General features: G+C 69.6%; 15 protein-coding genes. 4 read left to right on the forward strand and 11 right to left on the reverse strand.

What is annotated here, in order from left to right; translation table 11 throughout:
* Positions 1-6: 6 nt before the first annotated feature.
* On the forward strand, positions 7-654 hold the full coding sequence (locus ELQ94_RS07145; protein ID WP_243696904.1) for a response regulator: 648 nt from the start codon (positions 7-9) through the stop codon (positions 652-654).
* On the opposite strand, the gene ELQ94_RS07150 is transcribed toward ELQ94_RS07145, so the two are convergent.
* The 8 genes from ELQ94_RS07150 to ELQ94_RS07185 form a co-directional block, all read right to left on the reverse strand.
* Positions 644-1879, reverse strand: coding sequence for an MFS transporter (locus tag ELQ94_RS07150; protein WP_127048644.1), 1236 nt, complete (start codon positions 1877-1879; stop codon positions 644-646). The two genes, ELQ94_RS07145 and ELQ94_RS07150, sit on opposite strands and share 11 nt — an antisense overlap.
* 97 nt (positions 1880-1976) lie before the next feature.
* Positions 1977-2267 (reverse strand): hypothetical protein, encoded by a 291-nt coding sequence (locus tag ELQ94_RS07155; protein ID WP_127048646.1) that lies wholly within the window; start codon positions 2265-2267, stop codon positions 1977-1979.
* Between the two features lie 8 nt (positions 2268-2275).
* The gene (locus ELQ94_RS07160; RefSeq protein ID WP_127048648.1) at positions 2276-2581 is read right to left on the reverse strand and encodes a thiamine-binding protein; all 306 of its coding nucleotides are present in this window, start codon (positions 2579-2581) and stop codon (positions 2276-2278) included.
* An 86-nt stretch (positions 2582-2667) separates the two neighbouring features.
* Entirely contained in the window at positions 2668-4317 is a 1650-nt protein-coding gene (locus tag ELQ94_RS07165; protein ID WP_127048650.1) for a glycosyltransferase 87 family protein, read from the reverse strand.
* Between the two features lie 102 nt (positions 4318-4419).
* Positions 4420-5925, reverse strand: a complete 1506-nt coding sequence (locus ELQ94_RS07170) for a ferredoxin--NADP reductase (RefSeq protein ID WP_127048652.1) — start codon at positions 5923-5925, stop codon at positions 4420-4422.
* On the reverse strand, positions 5922-6824 hold the full coding sequence (locus ELQ94_RS07175; protein ID WP_243696905.1) for an FAD:protein FMN transferase: 903 nt from the start codon (positions 6822-6824) through the stop codon (positions 5922-5924). The genes ELQ94_RS07170 and ELQ94_RS07175 overlap by 4 nt, the downstream gene beginning before the upstream one ends.
* Positions 6811-7278, reverse strand: a complete 468-nt coding sequence (locus tag ELQ94_RS07180) for an FMN-binding protein (protein ID WP_127048655.1) — start codon at positions 7276-7278, stop codon at positions 6811-6813. Before ELQ94_RS07180 ends, ELQ94_RS07175 begins: the two co-directional genes overlap by 14 nt.
* Positions 7279-7433: 155 nt before the next feature.
* The gene (locus ELQ94_RS07185) at positions 7434-8267 is read right to left on the reverse strand and encodes an ADP-dependent NAD(P)H-hydrate dehydratase (RefSeq protein WP_127048657.1); all 834 of its coding nucleotides are present in this window, start codon (positions 8265-8267) and stop codon (positions 7434-7436) included.
* A 76-nt stretch (positions 8268-8343) separates the two neighbouring features.
* Here ELQ94_RS07185 and ELQ94_RS07190 point away from each other — a divergent pair, with 76 nt between their 5' ends.
* A complete protein-coding gene (locus ELQ94_RS07190) occupies positions 8344-9414 on the forward strand; it encodes an NADH:flavin oxidoreductase/NADH oxidase (protein ID WP_127048659.1) in 1071 nt (356 codons plus the stop codon).
* Positions 9415-9554: 140 nt separating this feature from the next.
* Here the strand turns inward: ELQ94_RS07190 and ELQ94_RS07195 are convergent, their stop codons facing one another.
* Positions 9555-10604 carry a hemolysin family protein gene (locus ELQ94_RS07195; RefSeq protein WP_127048661.1) on the reverse strand — a complete coding sequence of 350 codons (1050 nt, stop codon included), beginning with the start codon at positions 10602-10604 and terminating at the stop codon, positions 9555-9557.
* A complete protein-coding gene (locus tag ELQ94_RS07200) occupies positions 10597-11910 on the reverse strand; it encodes a hemolysin family protein (protein ID WP_127048663.1) in 1314 nt (437 codons plus the stop codon). Before ELQ94_RS07200 ends, ELQ94_RS07195 begins: the two co-directional genes overlap by 8 nt.
* 614 nt (positions 11911-12524) lie before the next feature.
* Between ELQ94_RS07200 and ELQ94_RS07205 the strand changes: the two genes are divergently transcribed.
* Positions 12525-13283 (forward strand): hypothetical protein, encoded by a 759-nt coding sequence (locus ELQ94_RS07205; RefSeq protein WP_127048665.1) that lies wholly within the window; start codon positions 12525-12527, stop codon positions 13281-13283.
* 126 nt (positions 13284-13409) lie between these two features.
* Here the strand turns inward: ELQ94_RS07205 and guaB1 are convergent, their stop codons facing one another.
* Positions 13410-14852, reverse strand: coding sequence for a GMP reductase (gene guaB1 / locus ELQ94_RS07215; RefSeq protein ID WP_127048669.1), 1443 nt, complete (start codon positions 14850-14852; stop codon positions 13410-13412).
* Positions 14853-14985: 133 nt separating this feature from the next.
* On the opposite strand from guaB1, the gene ELQ94_RS07220 reads away from it, so the two are divergent.
* Positions 14986-18717 carry a multifunctional oxoglutarate decarboxylase/oxoglutarate dehydrogenase thiamine pyrophosphate-binding subunit/dihydrolipoyllysine-residue succinyltransferase subunit gene (locus ELQ94_RS07220; protein WP_127048671.1) on the forward strand — a complete coding sequence of 1244 codons (3732 nt, stop codon included), beginning with the start codon at positions 14986-14988 and terminating at the stop codon, positions 18715-18717.
* The last annotated feature ends 51 nt before the right edge of the window (positions 18718-18768 follow it).

An 18768-nucleotide genomic window follows, 5' to 3' on the forward strand; every position in this document is an offset into this window, starting at 1 on the left:
GAACGTATGAGCATGCACACGGACAACATCCGTCTGGCCATCGTCGATGACCACAAGATGCTGCTGGGGGCGCTCACCGAGTGGATCCGCAGCGCGGCCGACGACATCAGCATGGTCGCGGCCGTCGCAACGTGGCCCGAACTGCTCACCCACCCGGAATTCCCCGTCGACGTCGTCCTGCTCGACCTCGACCTCAAGGACAACATCCCCGTCGTCCTCAAGATCTCCACGCTCAAGACCACGGGCGTGAAGACGGTGCTCATGAGCACCTACTCCGACCCGAAGTTCGTGCGCGAGGCCCTCGCGGCCGGTGCCCACGGCTACCTCGTGAAGAGCGAGGACGCGTCGATGATCGTCCAGGCCATCCGCGCCGCCTACCGCGGCCAGATGTTCGTCTCCGACGAGCTCGACGTCGCGCTCAACAACGAGCCGAATGAGGCACCGAAGCTCAGCGCGCAGGAGCGTCGGGTCATGGCGCTCTACGCCGCGGGTGAGCCGGTGAAGTCGGTGGCCTACGAGCTCAGCATCTCCGAGGAGACGGCGAAGTCGTACCTCAAGCGCATCCGCGAGAAGTACCGCTCGAGCGGCTTCGACGTGGGCACGAAGGTGGCGCTGCGCAAGCGCGCCATCCTCGACGGCATCATCATCGAGTAGGGCCGAGCACCCCGCGCCTCTCGAGCACGTAGCCGAGGGCCGCGACGGCGATCCCGGCCACGGTGAGCCCCATCCCGACGACCGCCGGCGACGAGTAGCCGAGCCCGGCGGCGATCGCGACGCCGCCGAAGTACGCCCCGAGCGCGTTGCCCACGTTGAGCGCCGAGTGGATGAGTCCGGCGGCGATCGCCTGGCTGTCCCCCGCCACGTCCATGAGCCGCGTCTGGATGGTGGGGCCGAGCCCCTGCGTCGCGAACCCGATAGCGAATGTGAAGAGGAAGAGCGTCACGGGCCACTGTGCCGTGAGCGCGAAGCCGGCGAGCGAGAGCAGCATGAGGAAGGCGAAGCCGAACAGGGCCTTCATCACACTCCAGTCGGCCACCCGACCGCCCACGAGGTTGCCGATCGTCATGCCGAGCCCCACCGTCGCGAGCACCCACGGCACGGCGCCCTCCGGCAACCCCGCGAGCTCCGTCGTGATCGGGGCGAGGTAGGTGTACACGGCGAAGAGTCCGCCGAGCACGATGCAGCCCGTGATGAGCGCGAACCACACCCGGCCGTTGCGGAAGACCGTGAGTTCGCGGCGCATCGTCTGCTCGGGTGAACCGTCGACGCGCGGCACCGCGAACCAGATCGCCACGGTCGCCACAGCGAAGACGACCGCCACGAGCACGAATGCGACGCGCCAGCCGAACGCCTGACCGATCACCGTGGCGAGCGGCACACCGATGACGTTCGCGACCGTGAGCCCCGCCATGGCGAGCGCCACGCCCTGCGCCCGCCGCCCCGGCCCCATGAGCTTGGCGGCGACGAGCGCCGCCAGGCCGAAGTACGCGCCGTGCGGGATCCCCGCCAGGAAGCGGAACAGGAGGATGAGCTCAAAGCTCGGAGCGAGCGCAGCCGCGAGGTTCATGAGGGTGAAGGCGATCGCGAGCACCACGAGCACCCGGTCGCGGCGGAAGCGCGCGACCATCGAGTTGATCGTCGGGGCGCCGACCACGACACCGAGCGCGTAGGCCGAGATGACGAGTCCCGCTCGCGCATTGGCCTGCTCGGGGTCGGTCGACGAGAGCGCGGGGAAGAGGTCGGTCGCGATCTGCGGGAGCAGTCCCATGGCCGCGAACTCGGTCGTGCCGATGCCGAAACCGCCCACGGCGAGCGCGAGCAGGGCAAAACGAATACGGGCCGAGGACATCGTCGTCGGCCCGTTGGACACGGGGAGCATACGGCCAGTCTAGAACCGCGATCGTGCGTGTCTCGAATCGATTCGAGGGGCTTGCCCCACCGCAGTCGGGGCGTCTCGCACCGAGGAGGTCCGGAGGCTAGTCCCAGGACGCCGGAATGAACAGGAGGACCACGAGCACACCCCACACCAGTGAAGCCAGAGCCCCCAGAGCGATCGCCGTCGTCGCGAGGACACCGCCGGACAGCGCCGGATCACGCGTGCGCAGACGGGCCACCACCCCGGCCACCAGCGCGAACACGCCGAGGGCGAGACCGGCAAAGCCCCAGGACACGAAGCCGGCGGGACCGGCGAGCAGAGCCGCCACGAACGATGCCACAGCGAGAGACGACGTGCGACGTTCGGAGATCGGTCCGTACGGGGTGGCCATGGGGCCGGCTACTCGTCGCCGAGGGCGCTCTCGAGGCGCTCGACCTTCGCGTCGATCTCGCCGGAGTAACCCGGGCGGATATCCGCCTTCAGCACGAGCGAGACACGCGACCCGAACGGTGCGACGGCGTCCGTCGCCGCTTTGACCACCGCCATCACGGCGTCCCACTCGCCTTCGATCTCCGTGAACATCGACGTCGTCCGGTTCGGGAGTCCCGAATCGCGGACCACCTTGACAGCCGCGGCGACGGCGTCATGGACGGACCCGTCCGCACGGCCGGTACCGCTCGGTGCAACGCTGAAAGCTACAAGCATGGCTCCTCTTTCCTGATGTGATCTTCTACGCTAGTGCGCCCTCGATCGTCGTGGACGTGGAGTCAGAGAATGCGACCTGCACGGTGCTACCTCTTCCACTTCCGTCGCGATTCCGGAGCGTGGAGAGCGTCGTACATCCGTCGGGCACGATCGAACTCATCCGGATCCGTGGACCATCGCACGTCGAGCGCCGTCGTGAGCAGATCGATCATCCCGCCGTCGCCATCGTTCCGCAGGTCATCCTCGAGGAGCGAGTCCATGAGATGACGCTCCCCCGAAGCGTCCGTCATCTCGCCAGCGGGGAGATAGAGCCGGTAGGTCGGGACGTCATCATGCTGAGGGACGTCGATGGCCGCCAGCACGATCGAACCGGCGTAGGGTCCGGACCGGATGACGCCGCTGATGCCCTCCTCGAGCCATTCCGAAGCGGGAGGCACTGCGGGGTTGGCACGGATCTGCCCGTCGGCGTCACGGCCGACACCGGATGCCGGCATGCGTGACTCGCGCCACTCCCGCATTGCGTTCTCGTCCGCGCGCTCGGCCCGGCGTCCGCGCACGTCGCGGCGTGCCCGAAACAGCTCGACGATGCACCAACCGAGGAGCACGAGGTAGCCGACGTTGCGGATCGTGAGCACGGCGACCATGGGCGGCCAGGCGGAGAGGAGGAGCCAATACAGGTAGGGGTAGACCACGTGGGTGAGGGCACCGAGACCGAGCGCGAGTACCGCCGGCACGGTGTAGCGACGGCCCTGCCACGCGATGCCGAGCACGATCGGTGCAATCAGCCATGTGAGGTACTGGGGGGACCCGACCTTGTTCACGGCGATGAGTACGAGGATGAGCCCGAGCGCGAACGCGGGGAGCACGCGGACGACCGGGGCACCCCCGCGCACCACGACCACTCCCACGAGCGCGACGGCGGCGAACGCGAGCACGAGCAGCGGTGTCATGAGCGCGATCGCCACGTCGACGTCCGCCCCGGCCACCTGGTAGGTGAGGATCGCCGGGTCGTAGTAGATGAAGGCCCCCTCGACACCGGCAGCGGCCTGCCACACGTAGATCAGGCTCACGGGCGCCTCGATCTGCAGTCCGCGGCCCGACTGCTCCGAGAGGAAGCTGAAGACGTGCCCGGCGCCGCCGAGGGCGAACGCCACGAAGACGACCGCGATCGAGAGGACCGCGCCACCGAAAACGATCCGCCACCGGGAGCGGAGCGCCACGACCGCTGCCACGATGACGGCTGCCGGCCACACCTTCATCCACGTCGCGATGGACAGCAGGAGGGACGCGGCGAGCGGGCGGCGCATGACGATCAGCACGGCGACGACGGACAACGGCACCGTGACGGAGTCGATACGACCGAGCGAGATCGGCCCGAGCAGCGCGATGAAGGCCACCCACCAGCCGGCGGCGGCCAGGCGGCGGCGACTCGAGCCGTCACCGAGGAGGATCGCGAAGGCTACGGCGTCGAGCACGGTCATGAGAACGAGCCATGCGGACCCGTAGGCGGCCTCGCCGGCGATGAGCGAGAGCTGCATCGGCAGGTGCGCGAGGAGCGGGTAGACCCAATCCGAGCCGATCCCCACGATGGGGGCGCCACTCGCGAGCTGCATCGACCAGGGCCGGTACACGAGCGTCACGTCGCCGAGCGGGAGGCCGGGCGCGAAGAGACACAACCAGGCGAGCCCCACGTGGACCAGGACGAAGGCCGTCCACAGTAGTCCTCGAGCCCTCACGGGCCCATCCTAGGCGGCGCGGCCGCGCTCCACCCGTCACACGTCGACCACGGAGCACCCGCGGCGCCGCCTCCGCTGAAGCCGACGAATTCACCCACGGGATCAGTACCCCGAGAACACGTCCGTCCGCACGCGGCGGGCGGCGCCCCGCAACCGGCTACGGAGGTCGGCCACGAGGGCGGGCGGGCCGGAGACGAACACATCCCGCTCGGCGAGATCGGGAACGGCGGAACGCACGATGTCCGCGTCCACCCGCTCGGGACCGATCCAGGTCCAGCCCGCGGGCAGGCTCGCGGGCTCGGCACGGCTCGAGACGAGCACACGGACGCCCGCCTGCTGCAGCTCGTCGGCGAAGACGATCGCGCTCGGATCGGACACCGCGTAGACGAGCACGATGTCGCGTTCGTCGCCACGGGCGCGCGCCTCCCGGACGTGGCTGATGAACGGAGTCACTCCGATCCCCGCCGCCACGAGCGCGAGCTTCCGCGAACCGTCGGTCGGCAGCGTGAAGTCGCCGGCCACGAGCGTCGCCCGCACCCCATCGCCCGGCGCGAGCGCCACGAGGGCACGCTTCGCGCTGCTCGCGGGCTCCGGCACGCGGAACGCGACGCGCACCTCGCGGCCGTCGCTCGGCGCCGACACGAGACTGAACGTTCGGCGGAAACCCTTACGGTCGCCCTTCGCGTGCGGCACGTGGAGCTCCGCGTACTGGCCCGCCCGGAACCGCAGCGGCGCGGCCGCGTCGAAGACGATCTCGTGCACGTCCCCGCCGATTCGTCGGGAGTCGCGCACCGTGAGGTCGACGCCCCGACGCTGCCCCACGAGGAACGCCAAGAGGTTGCCCACGAGCAGAGCGAGTTCCGGGGAGGAGTACACGGGACCCACGTGGTACGGCAGCGCGAAGAGCACACCCGTGATGACGGCGATCACGAGCTGCTGCCAGCGCAGCGGAGCGAGGGTGAGCGGTTCCGTGAGCATGAACGCCGCGAAGAACACGGCGGCCGTGGACAGGAGCGGCGTGGTCAGAGCCGAGCCGATGTCCATTCCGTTCGACACGAGGGTCGGCACCATCACCGCGGCGACGGCCACGACGAAGAGCACGGCCATGGCGATCCTCCGCAGCCGCCACACGAGGAGGAAGCCGGCCACGAGCACGAACCAGAAGAGCGACTCGCTCCCCACCCACCAGTAGCTCACGCCGAGCCCCGTGAGCGTCGCCACGAAGGCGCCGATCGCGGCGGGATTGAAGACGTGCCGGCCGCGGACGGCGAGGACGTACTTCGACACGGCGCCGACGCTCGCGGCCACGGCGACGGCCGCGAGGTCCCCGGGCACGAGGCCCGGCTTCATGATGAAGAAGAGGAGCAGACCCGTGATGACGGCGGATTCGTCGTGCGGCTTCACTCGCACGATCAACGCGGCGACCCGATTCACGAGCACGGAGACGACCACGGCGATCCCGCCCGTCGCGAGCAGCTCGAGCGGAGTGAAGAAGAGCACGCCGACGGCCGACAGAACGACGGAGACAGCCGCGAGCACGACGAGGAGAAGCAGGACGAGGCGGTACATCGGCACGCGGCCGAGGAGGGTGTCGACGGACTTCCTCACGAGAACAGCTCCCCGTCGAAGTCGCGGTGACGTTCGCTCCGGCCGTCGCTGAACATGCGCACACCGACGGCTCCGGCCGCCGCGAAGACCTCGGCGGGCGAGGAGAAGAAGAGCGCGGTGGCGGCTCCGTCGGCGACCATCGCGCAGGGGGCGAGCGCCCACGTCGCGACGACGCTCTCGACGGGGCGGCCGGTCAGGCCGTCGATCACGTGGTGCAGCCCGTCGCCCCAGACCCGGCGGTTCGTCGCCGAGGCGCAGAGCGCCCGATCGGCGAGGTCCACGACGCCGATGGCGCGCCGCGCGTCGAAGGGGTGCTCGAGGGCGACGCGCTCGCTCCGGGCACCGACGACACGGAGGTCCCCGGACGCGTCGACGGTCACATCCGGCAGGCCGTGACCCCGGAGGACGTCGACGACGAGGTCGACGAGCAGGCCCTTGCCGGCCGCGCCCACATCGATGAGCGTCGGCGCGGTCGTCCGGAGGACCCGGCCGTCGACCGTCGCGAGCGCGTCCCAGGCGGGCACGGGCCCCGCGGTCGTGGCTACGTCCACGGCACCGGCCGTCGGCCCGTAGCCCAGGCGCGCGATCGTGGCGCCCACGAAGGGGGAGACGCGGCCGTCCGTGAGGTCGTGGAGCGTGCGGTAGAGCGCGAACAGACCGTCGCCCTCCGCTGGGAGGACCCACTCCCCCGCGTCGCGAGCGATCTCGGCGACGAGCGAATCGTCGCGGAAGCGCGACCAGTCACGGTCGAAGGCGTCGATCCGACAGAGCACGTCGGCGCGAGCGGCTTCCGGGATGGTCTCGTCGGCGTCGATGCGCCACGACGTGCCGATCGCGTCGAAGAGCATCGCCCGGGGATCGACCGCCGTCGTGTGATCCAGCAGATCAGCTGGATGCATCGGACTTGATGGTCTCGATCGCGGCGTTGAAGCCGCCGCTCGTGAGGGAGGACCCGGCGACCTTCGAGACCGAGAGGTCGTCGATGTCCTGCCCGACGACCTCCGACTGGATGTTGTCGATGAACTCGCCCTGGTAGCGCTGCGTGTTGGGGCTGCCTCCGCTGCCCTCCACCTCGAGCGACGTCACCACGTTGTCCTCGAGCATGACCGTGACGGTGACCGATTCCTGGCCGCCCGGTGTCGTGTAGTCACCCTCGGCGGTGTACTCGCCGTCCGCGTAGGTCGCGGTCGACGATGCGTCGGTGCCGCCCGTCGTCGACTCGTCCGTCGCGCTCGAGTCGCTCGTGGAGCCCGTGGTCGAGTCCGCCGCGTCCGAGGTGCAGGCGGCGAGACCGCCGATGACCGCGATCCCGGCGAGGGCCGCTCCGGTGTTCCGTCGTGTCCGTGCGCGCATGGTGACTCCCTGTGGTCGTGTGGTCTGTGCGTCGGCTTCGAAACTAAGCAGAGGGGTTATCCAAAGCCCCTCGGCGCGCTGTGAGAAGCCTGTGAGCAATGGTGGATTCGTTGCCGGAGCCGAATCGGGTCGGATCGGCGAGGGCACGAACCGTCTCAGGCCAACAGGTCGGCGAGCACGCGCGGCACGGCCTCGGCGACGTCGAGCGCCGCGAGCGGTCCACCACCCGACGCCTGCTCCCCTCCGATCGCGTGCACGAGCGACGCTGTCGCGGCCACCTCGGCGAGCGCGGCCGGGCCGTCGATCCGTGGGGCCGCCGCCGCGACGAGCGCCCCGAGGATCCCCGCGAGCACGTCTCCCGTCCCGGCGGTGGAGAGCCAGGGGGTCGCCTCCGGCAGCCGGATGAGCGCTCCGCCCGGAGCGGACACGACCGTGCGCGACCCCTTGAGCATCACGACGGCACCCGTCGCCTCGGAGGCGCGGCGTGCCCAGCGGGCCGGATCCGCCTCGATGTCCGTCCTCTCGACGTCGTCGCCCGCGGCACTCAGGAGGCGCTGAAGCTCCCCCGCATGCGGCGTGAGGACGGAGAGTCCTTCCACGCCCTCGGCCACGAGCGGGAGGGCCCCAGCGTCGATCACGACGGGAACACCGTCCCCGAGGGCGTGTCGGAAATCGCGGACGCGGTCCTCCCCCGGTTCCTCGGCGTCAACGCCCGAACCGATGAGCCACGCCTGAACGCGACCGACACCCCGGACCATCTCGGGGCGGCGCTGCAGCACGAGGGTCGCGGCGTTGTCCGGGCCCACGTAGCGGACCATGCCGGCCCCGGCCCGGACGGCCGCATCGACGCCGAGGACCGCGGCCCCCGGGTACCGTTCGGATCCCGTCGCCACGCCGAGCACGCCTCGCGAGTACTTGTCGTCCTCCGCCGTCGCCCTGTGGATCCAGGATCGTGCACGGTCCGCTGTCCAGCCCACCTCGTCGGTCATGCGTTCACGATAGGTTGAATCGGTCGCGCGAGCACCCCCTGCCGCCGCGCGCCCCGCCCCACCACCAGAGGACAGCATGCCCGTCATCTTCGAGCCCCTCACGCTCCGTTCGCTCACCATCCGCAATCGGCTCTGGGTCGCCCCCATGTGCCAGTACTCGGTCGAACGCCGCGACGGCGTGCCGACCGACTGGCACCTCGTGCACCTCGGCCAATTCGCGGCGGGCGGCGCGGGACTCGTCGTCACGGAGGCCACCGCCGTGAGCCCGGCCGGGCGCATCTCGCCCGAGGACACGGGTATCTGGAACGACGAGCAGACGCAGGCCTGGTCGCGCATCGTCCGTTTCCTCCACGATCAGGGCGCGGCCGCTGGCATCCAGCTCGCCCACGCCGGCCGCAAGGCGTCGACCTTCCGCCCGTGGAGCGACGAGCGCGGCACGGTTCCGCCGGAAGCCGGCGGCTGGGAGCCCGTCGCACCCACGGCGCTCGCCTTCCCCGGCTACTCGACGCCGCGAGCCCTCGACGACGCGGAGATCGCCGGCATCGTGGACGACTTCGCAGCGGCGGCCCGCCGCTCGGTCGAGGCCGGCTTCGACGTGATCGAGATCCACGCAGCCCACGGCTACCTGCTCCACGAGTTCCTCTCGCCGCTGTCGAACGAGCGCACCGACGCGTACGGCGGGTCCCTCGAGAACCGCGCCCGGCTCCTCCTCGACGTCGTGCGCGCCGTGCGCGAGGCCGCCCCAGACGCCGTCATGTTCGTCCGCTTCTCCGCCACCGACTGGACCGACGGGGGGTGGGACGAGGACGACACGGCTACCGTGGCCGGCTGGGCCTCCGCGGCCGGAGCCGACCTCTTCGACGTCTCGACGGGCGGGAACGTCCCTGCGTCGATCCCCGTCGAGGCCGGGTACCAGGTGCGCTTCGCCACCCACGTGCGCGACACCGTCGACGCCCCCGTGTGCGCCGTCGGCCTCATCACCGACGCCGAGGAGGCCGAGGAGATCGTCCGCTCCGGCCGCGCCGACGCGATCATGATGGGCAGGGAACTGCTCCGCGACCCGCACCTGCCGCTGCGCGCGGCGTCGATCCTCGGCGCGGCCGTGGACTACACCCCGCCGCAGTACCTCCGCGCGCCGTTCGCCTGATCCGTCCGGCCCTCCGCCTCGCGGCCCGGTCGCGACAGCGGAGCGCGGCGCGGACGAGCGGTGCGTCGCGTCAGTGCCGGTGGGTCGAAGCCGGTGGGTCGAAGCCGGTGGGTCGAAGCCGGTGGGTCGAAGCCGGTGCGTCAGCGCCGCTGGGTCGCGTCCTGGACCTCGCCGACGAGCACCTCGATGATGTCCTCGAGAAAGAGCACGCCGGTGGTGAGCCCCTCACGGTCGAAGGCCCGTGCGAGGTGCGCCCCCGAGCGCCGCATGATCGTGAGGGCGTCCTCGAGATCCGTCTCCTCGAAGATCGACACGAGCTGGCGGATCCGCTTCGACGGCACGGGGCGGTCCTCGTCACCGGGCTCGGCCGTGGCCTCGAACCGGAGCACGTCCTTGAGGTGGAGGTAGCCGACGGGCTGCTCCTCCTCGTCGACGATCACGTAGCGCGAGAAACCGTTCTTCCCGACCGCACGCTCCAGCTCCGAGGCCGTGACCGTCTCGGGCAGCGTGACGATCCCGTCGAGCGGAAGGGCGACATCGCCGACCTTCTTGCTCGTGAATTCGAAGGCCGCCACGAGGGCGCCGGACGAGTCGTCGAGCACGCCCTCCCTCGTGGACTGCGACACGATCGTCGCGACCTCCTCGAGCGTGTACGCCGAGGTGGCCTCGTCCTTCGGCTCCACCCGGAAGGCGCGGAGCACCGCGTTCGCGGTGGCGTTGAGCGTCCAGATGATCGGCTTGAACACCGTCGCCACCATCACGAGGGGCGGGGCGAGGATGAGGACGGCCTTGTCGGGGATCGAGAAGGACAGGTTCTTCGGCACCATCTCGCCGAAGACCACGTGGAGGTACGACACGAGCAGCAGCGCGATGATGAACGCGACCGTACCGATGACCTCCTCCGACCACCCCGTGAGGGCGAGCGGGTACTCGAGAAGGTGGTGGATCGCCGGCTCGGAGACGTTCAGGATCAGCAGCGAGCAGACCGTGATGCCGAGCTGACTCGTGGCGAGCATGAGTGTCGCGTGCTCCATCGCCCAGAGGGCGGTCTTGGCGCTGCGCTTGCCCTGCTCGGCGAGCGGCTCGATCTGGGAGCGGCGCGCCGAGATGACGGCGAACTCCGCGCCGACGAAGAAGGCGTTCGCGGCGAGGAGCACCACGAGCCATGCGATTCCGGCCCAGTCACTCATCGTCGTCCTCCTGCTCCGGGTTCGCCGTGAAGCGGACCCGGTCGATGCGGCGGCCGTCGAGTCGTTCGACGCGCAGCGTTCCGGCCTCGATCTCGACCTCGTCCCCTGACACGGGGAGACGGCCGAGTTCGCTCATGATGAAACCGCCGACGGTCTCGAAGGGGCCGTCCTCCGGCACCTTCACACCTGTGCGCTCGAGGAGCTCGTCGGGGCGGAGACTTCCGGGGAAGACTGTGCTGTCCCGGCCACGCACGACGCCCGCGCGGGAGCGGTCGTGCTCGTCAGAGACCTCACCGACGATCTCCTCGACGAGGTCCTCGAGCGTCGCGACGCCCGCGGTCCCGCCGTATTCATCGACGACGACGGACATCTGATAGCCGCGGCCGCGGAGCTCCACGAGGAGTGTGTCGAGGTGCATCGTCTCCGGCACACGGAGGATGTCGAACTGCAGGGCGGAGACGGGCACGTCCGAGCGGCGCTCGCGCGGGACGGCGACCGCCTGCTTCACGTGCACGAGGCCGATGATGTCGTCGATGTCCTCGTCCATCACGGGGAAGCGCGAGTACCCGGTGGTGCGGGCGAGCTCAACCACATGCGCGGCGGAGTCCGTGCGACGCACGGTCTCGAGCCGCGGGCGCGGCGTCATGACGTCGGAGGCGGTGTGGCTGGAGAAGCGCAGCGTCCTGTTCAGGAGGGTCGCCGTGTCCTGCTCGAGCGTGCCGGCACCCGCGGAGCGGCGCACGAGGCTCGAGAGCTCCTCGGCCGTGCGCGCCCCGGACAGCTCCTCCTTCGGCTCGATGCCGATGGAGCGGAGGAGTCCGTTCGCGCTGCCGTTCAGCACCACGATCGCCGGCTTGAACACCGTCGTGAAGAGGGTCTGGAAGGGGATGACGAACTTGGCCGTGTGCAGCGGCAGCGCGAGGGCGAAGTTCTTCGGGACGAGTTCGCCGATGATCATCGAGAGGAGGGTCGCGATGAGCACCGCGAGGACCGTCGCGATCGGTCCGGCAGCAGCGTCGGGGACCCCGATGGAGGCGAAGGGCTCGGCGAGCAGCGACGAGATCGCGGGCTCCATCGTGTAACCGGTGAGGAGCGTCGTGAGCGTGATGCCCAACTGGGCGCTCGAGAGGTGCGTCGACGTGATCTTGAGGGCCGCGATCGTCATCCCGAGGCGGGATTCGCCGCGGTCCCGTCGGGCCTCGAGATCGGAGCGGTCGAGGTTCACGAGGGCGAACTCGCTCGCGACGAAGAATCCGGTGCCGACCGTCAGGACCAGCCCGACGCCGAGCATGATCCACTCATACATAAGAAGCCTCCGTCATGCGGAGGCTGGGACTGTGGTCCTCCTGAGAGGAGCCGGACTCGCCGTCGTCCGCTGCGACCGCTTCAGAGCGGGAGCGGGAGTCGACGGAATACGCAGAAGGGGGTTCGTCCATTGTCCCCCCACTATATCCGCCCCACCCTCCCGAGGTCCCGTCTATCCCCCCGTCCTTCTCCCGTCCTTTCCCCGACGGCGAACGCTACGTCTTCAGCCGACCTCCGACCTCCGACCTCCGACCTCCGCTGAATTTGCGTACGCACTTTTCTTCTGCGGGTGAAATTTCGCCCGCATGACGGAGTTGCGCACGCATGTACCGGGGTGGGTTCCGGCTGTGGAGACGGATCAGCCCACCGATCAACCTGTCGGCCACTCGCGTGCCGCCTCCGGTGGCCGATTCTGATGTCATGACCGCCGATCCACCGATTCTCCGCGCCCGATCAGCCGGGTGGGGTCCGACGACGCGGGAACTCCTCCGCGACACGAGGCGAGGGCACCTCGTGCGCGTCTCCCACGGACGGTATGTCGAGTCCAACGTCTGGGAGGCGCTCGACGAGCTCGCACGCCATCGGGTGCGGACGCGAGCTGTTGCGTCGTCAGCAATGACCGACAACGTGTACTCCCACCACGCGGCCGCTGCTCTGTGGCGGATACCGCTCCTCGGGGCGTGGCCGATGAAGGTCGATGTCGTCGGGCAGCGCGAGTCAGGGGGCCGTTCGTCCGAGCAGATACGCCGTCGAGCGGGTGCCCACGACATGGAAGTCTGCACCATTGACGATCTGCGGGTCACGTCACCGGCACAGACCGCCGCGGACCTCGCGCGCATTCTCCCGCGCATCGAAGCGGTCGCGGCGATCGACTCCGCGTGCTGGCGGGGGCGGAGCGGCCCTCGCGCCTCGGTCGAGCACGTCCGAGCCATCATCGATCGAAACGCCGAGGACAGAGGAGGCCAGCGGGCCACCGACGCGGTCACATTCGCAACCGACCTCGCCGAATCGGTTTGGGAGACCGCGAGCCGAGTCGTGATCGAGGAACTCGGATTTCCTCGCCCCGTCCTCCAGCAATCGTTCCGGTGGAGCGCTTCATCGACCTACCGAGTGGATTTCTGGTGGCCCGAACAGGGAATCATCGGCGAATTCGACGGACTCGTGAAGTACGCGCCCGCGGCGGGTGTGGATCCGCGAGATACGCTCATTCGCGAGAAGGTCCGCGAGGACCGGCTCCGTTCGATGGCATCGGGTTTCGTTCGGTGGACCGCCTCCGATGTGCGCGATGCCGAACGCTTCGTGCGCCTCTTGTCAGCCGCCGGACTCCCGCGCACCCCACCGCGTCATGCGTACGCAAATGCAATCCGCGCGTGAAATTTCACCCGCAGAAGGAAGTTGCGTGCGCAGTCCACGAGGCGGGCGGGCGGGGGCAGGGCGGGTGGGGACGCCGGCGGGGGCGGGGCGGCGGCGGGGGCGGGGGCGGCAGGGCGCGTCGACGCGCTACCAGGAGACGGGGAGGGCCTTGCCCTCCTCGTAACCGGCGGCGGACTGGAGACCCACCAGGGCATGCTCGTGGAACTCCGGGATCGACCGCGCGCCGGCGTAGGTGAACGAGGACCGGACTCCGGAGGTGATCATGTCGAGGAGGTCCTCGACGGAGGGGCGGAGCGGGTCGAGGTAGATCTTCGAGGAGCTGATGCCCTCCGCGAACAGGGTCTTGCGTGCGAGCTCGTACGGGTCGAGCCGTCCGAAGCGCTCGAGGACCGCCTTCGTCGAGGCCATGCCCCAGCTCTCCTTGTAGAGGCGGCCCGCGTCGTCGGCGTGGATCGTGCCCGGCGCCTCGATCGTGCCGGCGAACCAGGATCCGATCATGACGGAGGACGCACCGGCCGCGAGCGCGAGGGCGACGTCGCGGGGGTAGCGCACGCCGCCGTCCGCCCAGACGGCCGCCCCCTGCGCCTTCGCCGCCTCCGCGGTCTCGAGCACGGCGGAGAACTGCGGTCGACCGACTGCCGTCATCATGCGGGTCGTGCACATCGCACCGGGACCGACGCCCACCTTGAGGATGTTCGCCCCCGCGTCGACGAGGTCCTTCACACCGTCGGCCGTCACGATATTGCCCGCGACGATCGGGATGTCGAGACCGAGTGCGGATACCGCACGGATCGCGGCGATCATCGATTCCTGGTGCCCATGCGCGGTGTCGATGACGAGCACGTCGACCCCCGCAGAGGCGAGAGCCTTCGCCTTGGACGCGACGTCTCCGTTGACCCCGATCGCCGCGGCGACGGTCAGCCGCCCGGACGCATCGAGGGCGGGCGAGTAGAGCGTGGAGCGCAACGCGCTCGTGCGGCTGAGCGTCCCCACAAGGTGGCCGTGCTGCACGACGGGGGCGAACTCGAGGTCCGCCTCCACCATGAGATCGAACGCGGCGCGCGCGGACGTGACGTCGTCCGCGTCGATCGACGCGACGCCGCCGTGGATGAGGTCGCCGAGCCGCGCGTCCGGCAGGGCGCGGCCGAGGCGCTCGGCGTCGAGGCAGCCCGTGAGCTCCCCCGTCGCGTCGAGCACGACGATCCCGTGCCCGCCGGGAACCGCGGGGACGCTCAGGAGCGCCTCGGCGACGGTCGTGTCCGGGGCGAAGGCCACCGGCGAGTCGAACGCGACCGACTGGTCCTTGACCCACCGGATCGCGGCGTCGAGGTCCTGCAGCGGCATGTCCTGCGGCAATACACCGAGTCCGCCGCGCCGCGCAAGGGTGGCGGCGAGCCGCGGACCCGTGACCGAGTTCATGTTCGCGGAGACGATCGGGATCGTCTGGTTCGTCCCGTCCTGCGGGGCGATCGAGACGTCGAGACGGCTCGACACGCCGGACCGGGACGGTACGAGGAAGACGTCGGAATAGGTCAGGTCGTGCTGGGGGTCGTCGCCGTAGAACTGCATGGAACCACGGTAGCCGCCCTCGGGGTGACCTGGAGAGGGGCAGCAGGGTTTAGGCTTGATTTTCGGAGTGTGCGACGCCATCGAGCCCTCGGTGGCGGACCGATTGGCGAGTGACGAAAGTGGTGGTCCGACCGTGTCAGGCCCAGTGACCGGAGCAGGAACCGACGAGAATTCCGCAGCGGAGTTCGGTGCGAACGAGTGGCTCGTGGACGAGCTCTACGAGCAGTACTCGGTAGACAAGAACACGGTGGACCCGTCGTGGTGGCCCACGCTCGAGGCGTACCACCAGCACAAGACCGGCGGGGCGTCGCCGCAGGCGCCCGAGCCCACGTCCAGCGCCCCGGCGCCCGCGGAGCCGAAGACGGCGCCCGCTGAGCCGAAGGCGGAAGCCGCCGAGCCGAAGGCGGAAGCCGCGAAGTCCGAGTCGAAGGACTCCTCGCGCCCGGTCGCACGCACGACCAGCCAGCAGCCGAAGGCCGCCCCGATCCCGGCCGACGCCCCCACCCCCACGCCGCCGTCGCCCTCCGAGGAGCCCGAGGACGTGGTCTCCCCGTTGCGCGGTATGGCGAAGTCGCTCGCGACGAACATGGACGCGAGCCTCACGGTCCCCACCGCGACGAGCGTGCGCACGGTGCCGGCGAAGCTCATGATCGACAACCGCATCGTGATCAACAACCACCTGAAGCGCTCGCGCGGCGGCAAAGTCAGCTTCACCCACCTCATCGGATGGGCGCTCATCCAGGCGCTCAAGGAGTTCCCGAGCCAGAACGTCTTCTACGAAGAGGTCGACGGCAAGCCGAGCGTCGTCGCCCCTGCCCACGTCGGCCTGGGCATCGCGATCGACATCCCGAAGCCCGACGGATCGCGCGCGCTCCTCGTCCCCGCGATCAAGCGGGCCGACACGCTCTCCTTCACCGACTACCTCGCCGCCTACGAGGACCTCGTGCGTCGCGCTCGCGGCAACAAGCTCACGGCCGACGACTTCAAGGGCGCGTCGATCTCGCTCACCAACCCGGGCGGCATCGGCACGGTCCACTCGGTGCCGCGCCTCATGAAGGGGCAGGGCTGCATCATCGGCGCCGGCGCCCTCGACTACCCCGCGGAGTTCCAGGGCTCGTCCGAGCACACGCTCGTGGAGCTCGGTATCGGCAAGACGATCACGCTCACGTCAACCTACGACCACCGCGTGATCCAGGGCGCCGGTTCGGGCGAATACCTCAAGAAGGTGCACGAGCTCCTCATCGGACAGCGCGGCTTCTACGAGGACATCTTCGCGGCCCTGCGCATCCCGTACGAGCCGATCCGTTGGGCGACCGACATCAGCGTCGACCTCGCGGACATGATCAACAAGACGGCGCGCGTCCACGAGCTCATCAACGCGTTCCGCGTGCGCGGCCACCTCATGGCCGATGTGGACCCGCTCGAGTACGTGCAGCGCTCGCACCCCGACCTCGACATCGCGAGCCACGGCCTCACCTTCTGGGACCTCGACCGCGAGTTCGTCACCGGCGAGTTCGGCGACGCGCGTCAGTCGAAGCTCCGCGACATCCTCGGCGTCCTGCGCGACTCGTACTGCCGCACCATCGGCCTCGAGTACATGCACATCCAGGATCCGGCCCAGCGCAAGTGGATCCAGGGCAAGGTCGAGCGCACGTACGCCAAGCCGACCCACGACGAGCAGCTCCGCATCCTCGGCAAGCTCAACGAGGCGGAGGCCTTCGAGACCTTCCTGCAGACGAAGTACGTCGGCCAGAAGCGCTTCAGCCTCGAGGGCGGCGAGTCGACGATCGCGTCGCTCGACGCCATCCTCCAGGGCGCCGCGGCCGCCGGCCTCGACGGAGCCGCGATCGGTATGGCCCACCGCGGCCGCCTCAACGTACTCACGAACATCGCGGGCAAGACCTACGGCCAGATCTTCCAGGAGTTCGAGGGCACGCAGGACAAGAAGCAGGGCTCCGGCGACGTCAAGTACCACCTCGGCACCGAGGGAACGTTCCGCGCTGCGGACGGCACCGAGCTGCCGGTGTACCTCGCCGCGAACCCGTCGCACCTCGAGGCAGTCGACGGCGTGCTCGAGGGCATCGTGCGGGCCAAGCAGGACCGCAAGCCGATCGGCACCTTCTCGACGCTCCCGATCCTCGTCCACGGCGACGCCGCGATGGCGGGTCAGGGCATCGTCCTCGAGACCATGCAGCTCTCGCAGACGCGCGGATACAAGACCGGTGGCACGATCCACATCGTCGTCAACAACCAGGTGGGTTTCACGACCCCCGAGAAGGACGGCCGCAGCTCGATCTACGCGACCGACGTCGCCAAGACGGTGCAGGCACCGATCTGGCACGTGAACGGCGACGACCCCGAGGCCGTCGTGCGGGTCTCGGAGCTCGCGTTCCAGTTCCGTCAGGAGTTCAAGAAGGACGTCGTCATCGACATCGTCTGCTACCGCCGCCGCGGGCACAACGAGGGCGACGACCCCTCGATGACCCAGCCGCTCATGTACAGCCTCATCGAGCACAAGCGCTCGGTGCGGAAGCTGTACACCGAGGCCCTCGTGGGTCGCGGAGACATCAGCGAAGAGGAGTACGAGGCCGCGCACCGCGACTTCCAGGACCGCCTCGAGCGGGCCTTCATGGAGACGCACGCGGCGCAGACCGCCTCGACACCGATCATCTCCCCCACGGTCGACGACGAGGGCTACTCGGGCGAACCCGAATCGACCGCCGTCTCGTCCGGCGTGATCGAGCTCGTCGGCAACGCCTTCGACAACAAGCCGGAGGGCTTCACCGTCCACCCGAAGCTCGATCAGCTGCTCCAGAAGCGTCGCGAGATGAGCCGGAACGGCGGAGTGGACTGGGCGTTCGGCGAGCTCCTCGCCCTCGGTTCGCTGCTCGTCGAGGGCACCCCGGTGCGCATGAGCGGACAGGATTCACGACGCGGCACCTTCGTGCAGCGCCACGCGGTCCTGCACGACCGGGTGAACGGGCAGGAGTGGCTGCCGCTGCTCAACCTGCACGAGAACCAGGCGCGCTTCTGGATCTACGACTCGATCCTGTCGGAGTACGCCGTCATGGGCTTCGAATACGGGTACTCCGTCGAGCGCCCCGACGCCCTCGTGCTGTGGGAGGCGCAGTTCGGCGACTTCGTCAATGGCGCGCAGACCATCGTGGACGAGTTCATCTCGAGCGCCGAGCAGAAGTGGGGACAGCGCTCGAGCGTCGTCCTCCTCCTGCCGCACGGCTTCGAGGGACAGGGACCCGACCACTCGTCGGCCCGCATCGAGCGCTTCCTGCAGCTGTGCGCGGAGAACAACATGACCGTGGCGCGTCCGTCGACACCCGCGTCGTACTTCCACCTGCTGCGCCGCCAGGCCTACGCGCTCCCGCGTCGGCCGCTCGTGGTCTTCACCCCGAAGGCCATGCTGCGACTGCGGGGCGCGACGAGCGACATCGCGGACTTCACGACCGGTCGTTTCCAGCCGGTGCTCGACGACCCGCGGGGCGTCGACGGGTCCGCCGTCACACGCGTGCTGCTGCACGCCGGCAAGATCCACTGGGACCTCCGCGCGGAGCTCGAGAAGAACCCGGACGACTCGATCGCCCTCGTCCGTCTTGAGCAGTACTACCCGTTCCCCGGTGAGGACCTCAGCGGCGTGCTCGAGAACTACCCGAACGCCGAGGTGGTCTGGGTGCAGGACGAGCCGGAGAACCAGGGAGCCTGGCCGTTCGTCGCGCACGAGTTCACGAAGGCCACGGGCCGCGACGTCTCCGGGATCACCCGGACGGCGTCGGCATCACCGGCCACCGGTTCGGCGAAGCGGCACGCGGCGGAGCAGAGCGACCTCATCCGCCGGGCGCTCACGCACTAGCCGCCCAGGCACGAATCGACCGAGAGACGAGAAATCCCTCGCCGGCCCCGA

The organism is Labedella endophytica (assembly GCF_003990045.1).
GTDB classification, from domain to species: Bacteria; Actinomycetota; Actinomycetes; order Actinomycetales; family Microbacteriaceae; genus Labedella; species Labedella endophytica.

Excerpts from the sequence above, each read along its gene's own strand:
- ELQ94_RS07145 (WP_243696904.1), top strand. The coding sequence starts at position 7 with ATGAGCATGCACACGGACAACATCCGTCTGGCCATCGTCGATGACCAC.
- ELQ94_RS07150 (WP_127048644.1), bottom strand. The coding sequence starts at position 1,879 with ATGCTCCCCGTGTCCAACGGGCCGACGACGATGTCCTCGGCCCGTATT.
- ELQ94_RS07155 (WP_127048646.1), bottom strand. The coding sequence starts at position 2,267 with ATGGCCACCCCGTACGGACCGATCTCCGAACGTCGCACGTCGTCTCTC.
- ELQ94_RS07160 (WP_127048648.1), bottom strand. The coding sequence starts at position 2,581 with ATGCTTGTAGCTTTCAGCGTTGCACCGAGCGGTACCGGCCGTGCGGAC.
- ELQ94_RS07175 (WP_243696905.1), bottom strand. The coding sequence starts at position 6,824 with ATGCATCCAGCTGATCTGCTGGATCACACGACGGCGGTCGATCCCCGG.
- ELQ94_RS07180 (WP_127048655.1), bottom strand. The coding sequence starts at position 7,278 with ATGCGCGCACGGACACGACGGAACACCGGAGCGGCCCTCGCCGGGATC.
- ELQ94_RS07185 (WP_127048657.1), bottom strand. The coding sequence starts at position 8,267 with ATGACCGACGAGGTGGGCTGGACAGCGGACCGTGCACGATCCTGGATC.
- ELQ94_RS07190 (WP_127048659.1), top strand. The coding sequence starts at position 8,344 with ATGCCCGTCATCTTCGAGCCCCTCACGCTCCGTTCGCTCACCATCCGC.
- ELQ94_RS07195 (WP_127048661.1), bottom strand. The coding sequence starts at position 10,604 with ATGAGTGACTGGGCCGGAATCGCATGGCTCGTGGTGCTCCTCGCCGCG.
- ELQ94_RS07200 (WP_127048663.1), bottom strand. The coding sequence starts at position 11,910 with ATGTATGAGTGGATCATGCTCGGCGTCGGGCTGGTCCTGACGGTCGGC.
- ELQ94_RS07205 (WP_127048665.1), top strand. The coding sequence starts at position 12,525 with ATGACCGACAACGTGTACTCCCACCACGCGGCCGCTGCTCTGTGGCGG.
- guaB1 (WP_127048669.1), bottom strand. The coding sequence starts at position 14,852 with ATGCAGTTCTACGGCGACGACCCCCAGCACGACCTGACCTATTCCGAC.